7 protein-coding genes are annotated in these 13,588 nt (G+C 64.1%); 2 read left to right on the top strand and 5 right to left on the bottom strand.

Annotation, left to right across the window (positions count from 1 at the left end):
* Positions 1-83: 83 nt before the first annotated feature.
* From BPNPMPFG_RS22915 to BPNPMPFG_RS22895, 5 genes are all read right to left on the bottom strand, one after another.
* Positions 84-1,598 carry a malonate--CoA ligase gene (locus BPNPMPFG_RS22915; RefSeq protein WP_258590921.1) on the bottom strand — a complete coding sequence of 505 codons (1,515 nt, stop codon included), beginning with the start codon at positions 1,596-1,598 and terminating at the stop codon, positions 84-86.
* A 162-nt stretch (positions 1,599-1,760) separates the two neighbouring features.
* On the bottom strand, positions 1,761-2,507 hold the full coding sequence (locus tag BPNPMPFG_RS22910; protein WP_258596875.1) for a GntR family transcriptional regulator: 747 nt from the start codon (positions 2,505-2,507) through the stop codon (positions 1,761-1,763).
* Positions 2,508-2,925: 418 nt separating this feature from the next.
* A complete protein-coding gene (gene rpe / locus BPNPMPFG_RS22905) occupies positions 2,926-3,603 on the bottom strand; it encodes a ribulose-phosphate 3-epimerase (protein ID WP_258590920.1) in 678 nt (225 codons plus the stop codon).
* Between the two features lie 202 nt (positions 3,604-3,805).
* Entirely contained in the window at positions 3,806-7,681 is a 3,876-nt protein-coding gene (locus tag BPNPMPFG_RS22900) for a DUF11 domain-containing protein (RefSeq protein ID WP_258590919.1), read from the bottom strand.
* A gap of 10 nt (positions 7,682-7,691) precedes the next feature.
* The gene (locus BPNPMPFG_RS22895) at positions 7,692-9,656 is read right to left on the bottom strand and encodes a hypothetical protein (protein ID WP_258590918.1); all 1,965 of its coding nucleotides are present in this window, start codon (positions 9,654-9,656) and stop codon (positions 7,692-7,694) included.
* A gap of 487 nt (positions 9,657-10,143) precedes the next feature.
* Between BPNPMPFG_RS22895 and dnaK the strand changes: the two genes are divergently transcribed.
* Positions 10,144-12,060, top strand: a complete 1,917-nt coding sequence (dnaK, locus tag BPNPMPFG_RS22890) for a molecular chaperone DnaK (protein ID WP_258590917.1) — start codon at positions 10,144-10,146, stop codon at positions 12,058-12,060.
* A gap of 212 nt (positions 12,061-12,272) precedes the next feature.
* Entirely contained in the window at positions 12,273-13,403 is a 1,131-nt protein-coding gene (gene dnaJ / locus BPNPMPFG_RS22885) for a molecular chaperone DnaJ (RefSeq protein WP_258590916.1), read from the top strand.
* Positions 13,404-13,588 lie beyond the last annotated feature (185 nt).

Raw genomic sequence — 13,588 nt, 5'->3', positions numbered from 1 at the left:
TCGAGAGCCCCGGCCTCACCGCTAGCCTGGCGATCGCCGAGGATGTTGTCGAGCTGCTGTATCCAGGCTGAAGAGCTTCAGCCTTAGGACGTGTAGAGACCCTTGTAGGTATCGCGCAAAAGATTCTTCTGCACCTTGCCCATGGTGTTGCGCGGCAGTTCGTCGACGAAGATCACGCGCTTCGGGTGCTTGTATTTTGCCACGCGTTCGGCGATGGCGCCGAGAATCTCGGCTCCGGTGATTTGCGATGCCGGTGCCCGCACGACGACGGCGGTGACGCCTTCGCCGAAATCCGGATGGGCAACGCCGATGACGGCGCTTTCGCTGACGCCGTCAAGCGCGTCGATCTCGCTTTCGAGTTCCTTGGGATAGATGTTGTAGCCGCCGGAAATAATCAGGTCCTTGCCGCGGCCGACGATGTGGACATAGCCGTCGGCGTCGATGAGGCCGAGATCGCCTGACATGAAGAACCCATCGGAGCGGAACTCCGCTTTGGTCTTCTCCGGCATGCGCCAGTAGCCGCTGAAGACATTCGGGCCCTTGACCTCGATCATGCCGACCTCGCCCTGGGCAAGCGGCCTCCCATTTTCGGGATCGGCGATGCGCAGCGCGACGCCGGGCAGCGGGAAACCGACCGTGCCGGCGCGCCGCTCGCCCTCATAGGGGTTCGAGGTGTTCATGTTGGTCTCGGTCATCCCGTAGCGTTCGAGGATCGCGTGGCCGGTGCGCGCGCGCCAGGCCTTGTGCGTCTCGGCCAGCAGCGGCGCCGAGCCGGAAATGAACAGGCGGATGGCTTTCGCTGCCTGACGGTCCAGGCCGTCCCGTTGCAGCAGGCGCACGTAAAAGGTCGGCACCCCCATCAGGACGCTGGCGCGCGGCAAAAGCGAGACGATACGGGCCGGATCGAATTTCTGCTCGAACAGCATCGAGGCGCCGGCCATCAGGATGACATTGGTGGCGACGAACAGGCCATGGGTGTGGAAGATCGGCAGCGCGTGGATCAGCACGTCGTCGGCCGTGAAGCGCCAGTGCTCGACCAGTATCCGCGCGTTCGAGGCGAGGTTGTCGTGGCTGAGCATGGCGCCTTTCGAGCGGCCGGTCGTTCCCGAGGTGTAGAGGATGGCCGCGAGATCATTCGGCTTGCGCGCCACATCGTGGAAGTCGGACGGCAGCCGGGAGGCCTGATCCGCCAGCGATCCCTCGCCATCGCGGCCGAGCGTGACGGTGACGGCGCCCGATTTTTCAGCCAGTGCGCCGATGTCGGCCGCTCTTGCCGGATCGCAGACGACCAGGCGTGGCTCGGCGTCGCCGAAGAAGTATTCCAGTTCGGCCAGTGTGTAGGCGGTGTTGAGCGGCAGGAAGACGGCACCGGCACGCAGGCAAGCGAGATAGAGCAGGACCGCCTCCGGGCTCTTCTCGACCTGAACGGCGACCCGATCGCCTGGTTCGACACCCAATTGCAGGAGCGCATGCGCGAGTTGCGCCGACCGCGCCAGCATATCGCCATAGGTGAGCGAGCGGCCGTCATCGGTTTCCATCAGCAGACGCCCTGGCGCCGGCATCCGGGACCGGAACGCGTCGAACAGATGATTGCTCATGAAGTCTTCCCTGGGTGGCGGAACGGCGGGCCTTGCACACGCGCGGCATGCATGGGCGGCGAAGAGTTCGCGGTTCTTGGCCGCGCCGTCAAGACCGCGGACAGCGGTCCACGCCCGCCACGCCAACGGGTTGCAAGCAAACGACCTGGCGGAAAACGATGGCTATCGCCGGGCGCGTTGGGCCTTGCCGGCGACCGCTTTCGACTCTTCGCCTTCCATAAAGCGTTCCATGCACATGGCCGCGGTCAGCTGGTAGTGATTGATCAGCGCCTCGACGGCACCGTCGGCATTGCCGTCCAGAGCGCATTCGGCGATCAGGCGATGCTCGCCGAAATCGTCGCGCTGGATGCTTTCGCCGTCATTGGCCATTTGCCGGTAGCGGTGGGCGTGATCGGAAAGCTGCTCGCAGAATCCCACCAGCCATTGCGACCGGCAGGCCGAAATCAGCACCCGATGGAAGATGCGGTGCAACCGCTCCCAATCCGGATTGAGCGAGGAGTGGGACTGTGGCGAAAGACGTGACGCGCGCCCCAGGCGATGCAGCGCCAGCACGACCTGTTCTTCCCATTCGGCGGTGCGGTGAGCGATGGATTCGCGAAGCGCCCGCTCCTCGAGCCAGCAGCGGGTGCGCGTCAGCTCCTCTAGCTCCGACGCGCTGATCGGCATGATGAAGAAGCCGCGCTGGTCGTGCCGGCCGAGTAGCCCCTCGGATGCGAGGCGATTGAGAGCTTCGCGGACAGGGGAAGCGCCGGCTCCATACTTGGAAACCACCCATTCGACCCGCAGCTTACTCTCGGCTTCAAGAGCGCCGCCGAGAAGGTCATCCCGCAGCTGCTGATAGACCGTGCTGGCAAGTGTGCTCTTGGGTCCTGCGCCGTCGTCGTTCAGATTGGCAGCTCCATATGTCAAAGCGACTCCTTGTCCCCATTCTTCTCTTGGGCAATTCGAGTCCGAAAAACAGCCCCTTTCCGTACATGCACCACATAGCCCGCATTTGTAGACGCTCAAGCAGTACACCCGGTATTATACTTAAGAACAAAGAAATATGCTCAACCTCTCCCCTCCGATCACGCAAATTTGCGCACTTCCACAACCCATGGAAACTTAACGTGTTTTGTATGCACGCCAGATCATCTGTTCTTTTGTATGCGCGCGCCATTATCTTTCTGTCGCGCGCAAAGCAGGGCGCTGCCTGATCGAATCAGGCCTCTCGTCAGAGTCCGATGCTTTCGCGCATCGGACTCTGACGGACCGTGCCCGCCATGAGAGGCCGTTGGCAAGCAATTGGAATGAACGCCCGTGGGTAAGAGCAATTCCAGGAAAAGCTCTAGCCGGCTGCGTTGTCGGCCGCCGTCCTGATCGCCTGGATATTTGCCCGGTAAGCCTCGGCGCTGCCACCCCTGAAGATGGCGGCGCCCGCTACCAGCACGTCGGCGCCGGCGGCAGTGACCAGCGGCGCGGTTTCGACCGTCACACCGCCGTCGATCTCGATGCGGATCGGCCGGTTGCCGATCAGCGCCTTGACTCGCTTCACCTTGTCGACGATCGCCGGAATGAAGGCCTGGCCGCCGAAGCCGGGATTGACGGTCATGATCAGGATCAGGTCGAGCCTATCGAGCACATATTCGACCGCACTTTCCGGCGTCGCCGGATTGAGCGACACACCGGCCTTCTTGCCAAGGTTCCTGATCGTCTGCAGCGAGCGGTCGAGATGCGGCCCGGCCTCGGCATGCACGGTCATTCCGTCGCAGCCGGCCTCGGCGAAAGCGGCCAGATAGGGGTCGGCCGGCGCAATCATCAAATGGCAGTCGAAGAAGGCCTTGGTGCGGTTGCGTATCGCCTTGATGACCGGCGGGCCAAAGGTGATGTTGGGTACGAAATGCCCATCCATCACATCGAGATGGATCCAGTCGGCGCCGGCCGCCGCCACCGCTTCGACTTCGTCGCCGAGCCTGGAAAAATCCGACGCCAGCACCGATGGTGCGATCAAGGTCTTCTTGCTCATCGTGCGGCCTTTCCGAGCGCCCTTTTCATCCGGCCGCTCTGGATCGACTGCCTAATGCGCTCCAGCTGACTTGTCGAGGGCGCAGGCGCGCGGCGGCTGCACAGGCCGGCGCGACGCCGCGGCGTGCCACCCGTTGCTCGGAGCCAAACCAAAAACCCGCCGGATTGCTCCGGCGGGTTCCTGGTCAGTGTCAGCTGGATGATTACTGCTTGAAGTTCTGGATGTTTCCAGCCGGATTGTCCTGCAGTTGCTGGTCGTTCTGCGGCCTGCGCCGCGGCAGAAGCTGCTGCAGGACGTTCGGGTTCAACAGGCCGGGGTTGAGCTCCAGCGATGGTTGGCCGCGCATCGGCCGGCAGTTTGGATAGCGCCCAACCGTGCCTTCCGGGCAGCGCCGCCTGATGATCGGCTGGCATTGGCCATTGATCATCTGCGAGCCCGGCGCGCACTCCACCTGCGGCCTGGACCTGCGGCATGCGCCGTTGATCACCTCGGTCCCGCGCGGACAGACACACTCGCCGCGCTTGTTGTGGACCTGGCCGCGTATGTCGCACTGCTGCACCGGCGGCTGCGTGCGCCGGCAGGCATTGCCCTGCACCTCGGTACCCCTTGGGCAGATGCAATTGCCGTTGGCGTCGTGGACATGGCCACGGATGGTGCACTGGTCGGGCTTTGGCCGGATCGGTCGGCAGGCATTGCCCCTGACTTCCGTTCCGCTCGGGCAGACGCAATTGCCATCGGCATTGTGGACCTGGCCACGGACGGTGCACTGGTCGGGCTTCGGCCGGATCGGTCGGCAGGCATTGCCCCTGACCTCCGTACCATTCGGGCAGACACAATCGCCATCGGCATTGTGGACCTGGCCACGGATGGTGCACTGCTCAGGTTTCGGCCTGTCCCGCGCACACGCATTGGCTTGTCTGTCGAGATGCGTGCCCTTGGGGCAGTAGCAGCCGCCGCCGTCCGATGCCGGGACGGAACCCGGTATGGTGCAGCCCGGCTTGGAGGACTTGACGCAGGCGCCGTTCTCAAGCGCGGTTCCGCGTGGGCAGACGCAACGTCCGTCCTCGGTGCGGATCTGACCTTCGAGCAGCACGCAGCGCGGTGGCGGTGGCACTGGCAGCGGCAGAAGGTTTGTGCCGCCGCCGGTGCACTGACCGTTGCGGAAGGTGGTGCCTTGCGGGCAGACGCAGCGGCCGGCGTCGTTCATGACGAAGCCTGGCGAGCACTCGTTCTTCACCTCATGCGTGATGATGAAGGGGTGGCAGGCATAGGCCTTGCCGCGATCGCCCTGCACATTGCCCTGGTCGCCGGGGAGCACGTCGCCGCCGCCTTGCACCCGTGTGTCGGGAGACAGGACGCCGACGCAGTTCTGGCCGTTGACGTTGCCCTGCAGATTGGCCAGGCGGCCGTCGTCGGGAATGACCACGGTGACATGGTGCACCTGGCTTTCGCCGGCGCCGAGCGTCAGCTTGGCGATGCAGGACGCCGGCAAGGTTGCCGGCTCCGGCGAGCAGCCGAAGGGCGGATCGATCGAGGTGATCGCAACGCCGTCCAGCCTGCCGAGGCCCTCCACGCCGATCGCATCACCGATGCGAACCGGCCCGGAGAAGGGGCTTGCGCCGTCGTTCGTGATGGTGATCTCGAACGAGCAGGGTTGGCCGAGCTTGCATTCGCGGTCGCCGGTCTTTTCGACGCGGATGGTCGAAGAGCCGCCGCCCTTGGCGCAAGCCTGGCCGATCGGATAGACGCCGTCGTCCCCTTGCGCCGGCCCGTAGGAGCCGCGCGCGCAGTTCTCGAACGCGCCATTCGCCGAAACCGTCACATCGAAGTGGCGGCTGGTTCCAGGTGTCATGACGGCACCGGGAATCTGGCACGACAACGCATTGGCCGGAACCGGTCCGCACGCCCATTCCCCGCCGTCGGGGGTGACGGTCTGGATCTGGACGGGCGCGCCGCCCGATACCAGCGTGGCGGCATCGTCGACCCGCACCGGACCGGTGGGGGCAGCCGTGCCGGCATTGACCACGGTGATGCGGCAAGAAACAACCGCGGCACCGGCCAGCGAGCCGTCGCACACCTTGGTGATACGCAGGCCAGGCTTGCCGCCATTGGGGTGACGAATGCGTTCCGTGGCGCAGGCCTTGTTGTTGGTGAGATCGTTTTCACCAGGGATGGCCTTCACTTCGGCGCAGTTCTCCACCGTGTCCGACTGGTAGCCGGCCGGCATGACCGCCTTGACGAAGATCGGCGTCGAGGCGCCCGGTGCGAGCGAGATGCCCGCAGTGTCGCAGCGGAACTGGCCGGGGCCGGTCGGTCCGCAGGTCCATGGCGGGATCGGGCCGAAGGTCGAGGAGGTCGGCGCGCCGCCGGGATAGTTGTCGACCACCGTCAGCGGCCCGTTATAGGTTGATGTGCCGTTGTTGATGATGTCGATCACGAAGGTGCAAACGCCGTCGGCCGTGCAGATTTCGGTGCGGGCACGCTTCTTGAGGATCAGGTCGACCTTCTTCTCGACCGGTGGCTGGCAGTCGCGGTCACGATCGCCACGCCGGCAGATCGGGATCGAGGCGCAGCCGCGATCGTTCGACTGGCTGCCGAACAGCGGCTTGCCGCTGGCGGCATAATCGTAGGTCGCGCAGTTGCGCAAGACGCTGCCTTGCCAGCCCCCGGCCGGCTTGAAGCCGAGCTTGAGGTCGACAGAGGCGCCCGGATTGAGCGTCGTCACCGGAAAGGTACACGTCATCGGGGTGGTGCCGGGTGCGCAGACCCAAGGCGGATTAGGCCCTGAATCCAGCGTCGAGCCGGCCGGCAGCGTCACCTCGTCGAGCACGATCTTGCCGTGGTAGGCACCGGTGCCGACATTGGTGACCGTGATGGTGAAGTCGCAGCCGCCGCCCATCGTGCAACGTGTGACATCGGCGCGCTTTTCAACCTTGAGGTCCGGTTCCTTGTCCTTGGGCGGACATCTGAGATCAGGCGGGATGACGATGTCGATGGTCTGCGTACAGCACAGGCCCCAGCCCTCCTTCGGGCCGGCATAGGTTTCGATGCCGGTGACGATGAGGTGGATGACTTCGCCGGGTGACGCGCCGACGATCTTCCAGTTGAGCACGCCGCCGCCCGCCGGCACCAATTGCGTGTCGGGGATGATGGTGATGCCGGGGGTCGTCGTCGAAACCTGCACCCACTTGCCGCCCATGTCGGGGCCGACCGGCATATGATAGATGAAGGCGCCGCCACCGGGCACGCAATCAACCGTGCCGCGTTCCACCTTGAAGCACTCCTTGCCGGGAGGTGGCGGCGGCGGGTTGCATTTGGTGACATCGATCCTGATCGAGGTCTTTTCGCCGGTCTTGTAATCGCCGTCGTCGGGCTTGCTCGGATCCTGCGACGGGATGATGGTCCCCGTGCCGGTTCCATTGCTGACCTTGATCATGCCCTGGTTGTCGACGATGGTCGGCGAAGGAAACGCCGCATGGTCGATCTTGGCCGTGATCTGGAAGGTGATGACACGCTCGTTGGGAGCGCCGACGCCGTCGAGGTCGGACGCCGACATCCGGAAATCGGACACCGTCGCGGTGTCGTTCGGGTTTGCCGACGTGCTGATCGAAACGCCAGGCAGCGGCCCGCCAGACGCGTCCGTGCCGTCGCCCGACACTTGGGCGTTGACGATGGCAAGGCCGTGCGGGAGCTGGTCCTTGAACTCGATCTTGAGCTTTTTCAGCAGGGCTTCGAGGCCTGGATCGGCAAAGCCTTCCGGGTCGCCGCGCAGGCCGAAGCTCAGGGAATAGACGACATAGTCGCAGCCTCTCTGAGTGCCTGTCTTGGTGAAGAACGGTACGACCCGTTCCGGCCTCGGATTGACGATACTCGAACCTTCGAGGTCGAGCCTCAGTTCCGGGGTGATCGGAGCGGCGTCTTCCGCGTGGCTTTGCAGCGGGGTCAGGGTGGCGACCGCGATACCGGCCGCCATCAGCCAGCGCGCGCCGCGCCTGGCATATGACAGGGGTTTCATGATCGTCTCCATGACGGTTGACTGGTTGTTTGTCGCGAGCGGGGAGGGTGCAAGAATGTTCATCTTTCCCTCCTCAACGTTCGCAGCTGACGGCTGGGGTTCTGAGCGGCAAAGTCATCTTGCAGCAAGGATAGTAGCCACCCTTGTCCTTGTCGGACTTCCTGTAGAAGCAGAGTCCGACATCGACTGTGTCGCCCGGAGAGTGGCCAGTGATGTCGATCGTGTAGGGCTTGCCGGGTGCATGCGACATGGGTGAGGTCACCCCGACGCCTGGCGTCCTGGACTGGGCCTTGATCGAATCGCCGCCGAAGCCGGCATGGTCATGGAGATAGAGATCGGCCTCGAGCCCCGAAGGCGTGCAGTAATACTGGACGGCCTCGACATCGAGACAGGGAGGCAAATTGCCGGGCGGTGGGAAGTCCGGCGGGTAGAAGGGTGGCAGATAGCCGCCCGGGATTTCCTCGTAGTAGCCGGCACGGCCTTCACAGGGATGCCAGATGGCGACGTCGCCGACATGGCCTTCCACTTCGGGGTCTTCGAAATAGCCGTCGAAATCGACAAACCAGGAGCCGAAGGGCGGCACGTTGGCCGGCTTGACCAGGTCCTTGGGCGTGATCTGCACGCCATGCACGGCGAGCGGGCCGCCGGCGGCGAGCCGCTCGGCAAGAGCCGGATTGTCGCGCAGCTTGTCGCCGGTGTTGACCAGCGTCTGCGTGCAGACCGAGGTGTCGAGATTGCCGTCGGCGTCGTAGCCATATTGCAGGTCGAGCCCACCGGCCGACTGCCGGTTGCCCTGCGGGAAGCCGACGGCATATTCCTGCGGCACTTCCACCCAGACCGATTCCGTCGCCGGATCGTCCGGGTTCTCGCGCCAGTAGCGGATGACCTCGCCCTTGCCGGAATCGGCGAACCGGCTGTAGTCGTAGCGGTTTTCGACCGGGCCACGCTGGGCCAGGTACATGAAGCCGCTGTTGTCGAAGGCGATGTCGGTGACGGCGTAGTCCTTATCGGCCTTGACCGTCAGTTCCCAGCGCGGATCGCCGGCAAAGGTGCCGTCGCGGGCAATGCCCACCGACCAGATTTCCGACTTTTCGCCGACCGAATAATAGAGCCGGCCGCCATGATAGGAGACCGCCCAGACGCGGCGCTCGTCCTGCGTATAGCCCCAGGTATCGGGATCTTCGCTATCGAAGACCGCGCCCCGGATGTCCATCACCGAACCATCATCGGCGACCGGAGCCAGCCCATGCGCCGGACGCCCGGCAACGCCATGGTCGAAGCTGTCGATCAGCTTGCCGTCGGCGCCGATGCGATGGATGAGGCCGGTGTCGAGATCGGAGGCGAAGAACTGGCGGTGGCTGGGATCGAAGGTGAGATTGCCGATGCCAGGACCGCTGTTGGTGTCGATGTCGGCGAACTTGGAAACCTGGCCGGTGATGCCGTCGATCTTCCATATGGTGCCAGGCCCGCCACCGTTTTCGGTGCCGAACTGGCCGTCCATGAAGGTGGCGCCGGCCGTGCCGCGGCGCTGCCGCTCGGGCCTTCCATCGTGGTCCACATCCGGGGTGACGATGCGGATGCCGTGCAGCGAGGTGGCGCCGGCATAGAGGTTGGGAACGCCGGAGGGGACGCCATCACGCACGCCGTCATCATAGGTGACGCCGAACACCTGGCCGATCTGGCCGGCCGTCACCTCGAAGGGTGGCGGCGTGAAGACGAGCTGGCCCGCGGCCGGCCCGCCGAGGTGCGAGACGTCGAAGACGCGCAAAGTGGCGCGCGTGGTGTCGATGAAGGTTTCGTCGACCGGATCGACGCCGGGCGGCAGGCCCTGGTCGAAGTTGGGAATGGTGGTGCCGGAAAATCCGGTCACCGCCATCGAGCCGGGATAGATGATCTGGGTCTGGGTATCCTGGGCCAGTGCCGCGCCACCAAGCCACAGGCCGGCGGTGAGCGCCAGCGCCAGCAATCCGCCTGGATGCACGGCCCGGCGCAAACGGCCGTCGAGAGACGATACGAACGTGCCGCGGACGCGAGACATGAAGCCACCCCCGTTTGCCACGGGAGAAACACCCGGCGTTGCCGCGCAAATCAGGGCAAGGCGCGGCGTTCCGGCACGTTCGTCCCTGATCGAATTGTCTGCTTTCCTCATTTTTACGATACGCCTGCTCTTCCGCAGGGTCAACGGAATCAGCGGAAAGCCCAGCGCATCGACCCCATCCCGAAGGCGGTGGTCGCGCTGAGTTCCTGTTGGTCCCGGAGACCGCGGAGCCTCTGGGTTACTGGTCATGGGGCTTCCTTTCCGGGCCGCACCATGCGGCGTCTGGACATCAGTCGCAGGGGGAGACGGAAAGGTTCATGGAAGCCTTGCGCAGAATGCTTGCGCGCGATGCCGCCTGTTCTTATATACGCGCCAAGCCGTGCGGCGCCGGAACACCGGTTGCCGGACGGGATTTCTTGTGAACAGGGGCTTTCGTTGGAACGCCTGTACGGGTCCTGAGAGCCTGCTTAGCGGAGAGACTAGAAAAATGGCAAAAGTAATCGGTATCGATCTCGGCACAACCAACTCCTGTATCGCCATCATGGATGGCAAGGAGCCCAAGGTGATCGAGAATGCGGAAGGCGCGCGCACGACGCCTTCCATCGTCGCCATCAGCGGCGACGGCGAACGTCTCGTCGGCCAGCCGGCCAAGCGCCAGGCGGTCACCAATCCTGAAAACACCATCTTCGCGGTCAAGCGCCTGATCGGCCGCCGCTATGACGATCCGGTCACGGAGAAGGACAAGAAGCTTGTCCCCTACAAGATCGTCAACGGCGACAATGGCGATGCCTGGGTAGAGGCCGGCGGCCGGAAACAGTCGCCCAGCCAGATCTCGGCCATGATCCTGCAGAAGATGAAGGAAACGGCGGAAGCCTATCTCGGCGAGAAGGTCGAAAAGGCGGTCATCACCGTTCCGGCCTATTTCAACGACGCCCAGCGCCAGGCAACCAAGGACGCCGGCAAGATCGCCGGGCTGGAAGTGCTGCGCATCATCAACGAGCCGACAGCGGCGGCCCTTGCCTATGGCCTCGACAAGAAGGAAGGCAAGACCATTGCCGTCTATGACCTTGGCGGCGGCACGTTCGACATTTCGGTGCTCGAGATCGGCGACGGCGTGTTCGAGGTGAAGTCGACCAATGGTGACACCTTCCTCGGCGGCGAGGACTTCGACATGCGCCTGGTCGAGTACCTGGCGGCCGAGTTCAAGAAGGAACAGGGCATCGACCTGAAGAACGACAAGCTGGCCCTGCAGCGCCTCAAGGAGGCAGCCGAAAAGGCCAAGATCGAGCTGTCGTCGACGACGCAGACCGAAATCAACCTGCCCTTCATCACCGCCGATGCGACCGGGCCGAAGCACCTGACGCTGAAGCTGACCCGCGCCAAGTTCGAGCAGCTGGTCGACGACCTCGTCCAGCGCACCATCGACCCTTGCAAGGCGGCGCTCAAGGATGCCGGCCTGAAGGCTGGCGAAATCGACGAAGTGGTCCTGGTCGGCGGCATGACCCGCATGCCCAAGATCCAGGAGATCGTGAAGCAGTTCTTCGGCAAGGAGCCGCACAAGGGCGTCAACCCGGATGAGGTCGTCGCTCTCGGCGCCGCCATCCAGGCCGGCGTGCTGCAGGGCGACGTCAAGGACGTGCTTTTGCTCGACGTGACGCCGCTGTCGCTCGGCATCGAGACGCTGGGTGGCGTGTTCACGCGGCTGATCGAGCGCAACACGACGATCCCGACCAAGAAGAGCCAGGTGTTCTCGACGGCCGAGGACAGTCAGTCGGCGGTGACCATCCGCGTCTTCCAGGGCGAGCGCGAAATGGCCGCCGACAACAAGGCGCTCGGCCAGTTCGACCTGGTCGGCATCCCGCCGGCGCCGCGCGGCGTGCCGCAGATCGAAGTCACCTTCGACATCGACGCCAACGGCATCGTCAACGTTTCGGCCAAGGACAAGGGCACCGGCAAGGAACACCAGATCCGCATCCAGGCATCGGGTGGTCTTTCGGACGCCGACATCGAGAAGATGGTCAAGGACGCCGAGGCCAATGCCGAGAGCGACAAGAAGCGGCGTGCGCTGGTCGAGGCCCGCAACCAGGCCGAAGCCTTGGTGCATTCTTCCGAGAAGTCGCTGAAGGAGTATGGCGACAAGGTCTCGGAAGCCGAGCGCACGGCGATATCAGATGCGATCACGGCGCTGAAGGCCGCGGCCGAGGGCGACGACGCGGCCGCCATCGAGGCCAAGTCGCAGGCGCTCGCAGAGGCTTCGATGAAGCTTGGCCAGGCCATGTACGAGGCCTCGCAGAAGGAAACCGCGGAAGCCGACGCCAAGGCGCACGCCGCCAAGGATAGCGACGTGGTCGACGCCGATTTCGAGGAAATCGACGAGGACGACGACAAGAAGAAGTCGGCCTGAACCATTTGACGGCAAGATAAAGCGAAAAGCCCGGCGAAGGCCGGGCTTTTTTGCAACCCCTTGCGGAAAAAAGCGCGGACCTCGCCAAAAAAATGCGGGCAAACCCGCGTCGACACTGGCATCGCGGTTCCATCGCACCTAAATCGAAACGTCAGTGCCGGCAAAAGACGCAACAATGCATGAAGACGTTGAGCATCGGACAGCGGGAAAAAATGAAAGCTGATTTCTACGAAACGCTGGGCGTCCAGAAAGGCGCCGACGAGAAGGAGCTCAAGAGCGCTTTCCGCAAGCTTGCCATGCAGTTCCATCCCGACCGCAATCCCGGCGATCATTCCTGCGAGCACAAGTTCAAGGAAATCAACGAAGCCTACGAGACGCTGAAGGACCCGCAGAAGCGCGCGGCCTATGACCGCTTCGGTCACGCGGCCTTCGAACAGGGCGGCATGAATGGCGGCGCGCAAGGCTTTGGCGCCGGCGGGTTTGCCGACATATTCGAGGACATTTTCGGCGACATGATGGGCGGGCGCCAGCGCCGCTCGTCGGGCGGCCGCGAGCGCGGCGCCGACCTGCGCTACAATATGGAAATCTCGCTGGAAGAGGCCTTTGCCGGCAAGACCGCGCAGATCCGCGTGCCGGCGTCGATCTCCTGCTCGGAATGCTCGGGCAGCGGCGCCAAGCCCGGCACCCAGCCTGCCACCTGCTCGATGTGCAACGGCCACGGCAAGGTGCGTGCCACGCAAGGCTTCTTCTCGATCGAGCGGACCTGCCCGCAATGCCAGGGGCGCGGCCAGACCATCAAGGACCCGTGCCCGAAATGCGCCGGCCAGGGCCGCGTCACCGAAGAGCGGTCGCTGTCGGTCAACATCCCGGCCGGCATCGAGGACGGCACCCGCATCCGCCTTGCCAATGAAGGCGAGGCAGGCCTGCGCGGCGGGCCGTCCGGCGACCTCTATATTTTCCTGGCGGTGAAGCCGCACGAGTTCTTCCAGCGCGACGGCGCCGACCTCTACTGCAAGGTGCCGATCTCGATGACGACGGCCGCCCTTGGCGGCTCCTTCGAGGTGACGACGCTGGATGGCACGCAGACCAAGGTGAAGGTGACCGAAGGCACCCAGAACGGCCGTCAGTTCCGCCTCAAGGGCAAGGGCATGCCGGTGCTGCGCCAGCCCAATGTCGGCGATCTCTACATCCAGACCGCTGTCGAGACGCCGCAGAACCTCACCCGCCGCCAGCGCGAGCTGCTGGAGGAGTTCGAACAGCTCTCCTCGCAGGACAATTCGCCCCAGTCGAGCGGCTTTTTCTCCCGCATGAAGGATTTCTTCGAATCCTTCGGCGAGCGTTGATGCATGTCGCCCAAAAGTGGGAACCGGTTTTGGGACAACGACATGCATAGACCAGACATGCATGGACCAAAATCCTAGGCATGCGGCGCGAATCCGTGAAACGCGCCGCGCCTTGAGACGCGACGAAACTTATCTTATCCACGACATGCGTCTGGCCGCGCCTTGCCTTGCGCCGCTTAGGTGTT

The organism is Mesorhizobium sp. AR07 (assembly GCF_024746815.1).
Lineage (GTDB): Bacteria > Pseudomonadota > Alphaproteobacteria > Rhizobiales > Rhizobiaceae > Mesorhizobium.
The sequence above is the reverse complement of the archived record's forward strand: the minus strand, read 5'-3'. Positions and strand labels throughout refer to the sequence as shown.

What these genes read in the sequence shown, in the direction of transcription:
- dnaK (WP_258590917.1), top strand. Translation starts at nt 10,144, where the DNA reads ATGGCAAAAGTAATCGGTATCGATCTCGGCACAACCAACTCCTGTATC.
- dnaJ (WP_258590916.1), top strand. Translation starts at nt 12,273, where the DNA reads ATGAAAGCTGATTTCTACGAAACGCTGGGCGTCCAGAAAGGCGCCGAC.
- BPNPMPFG_RS22895 (WP_258590918.1), bottom strand. Translation starts at nt 9,656, where the DNA reads ATGTCTCGCGTCCGCGGCACGTTCGTATCGTCTCTCGACGGCCGTTTG.
- BPNPMPFG_RS22915 (WP_258590921.1), bottom strand. Translation starts at nt 1,598, where the DNA reads ATGAGCAATCATCTGTTCGACGCGTTCCGGTCCCGGATGCCGGCGCCA.
- rpe (WP_258590920.1), bottom strand. Translation starts at nt 3,603, where the DNA reads ATGAGCAAGAAGACCTTGATCGCACCATCGGTGCTGGCGTCGGATTTT.
- BPNPMPFG_RS22900 (WP_258590919.1), bottom strand. Translation starts at nt 7,681, where the DNA reads ATGAACATTCTTGCACCCTCCCCGCTCGCGACAAACAACCAGTCAACC.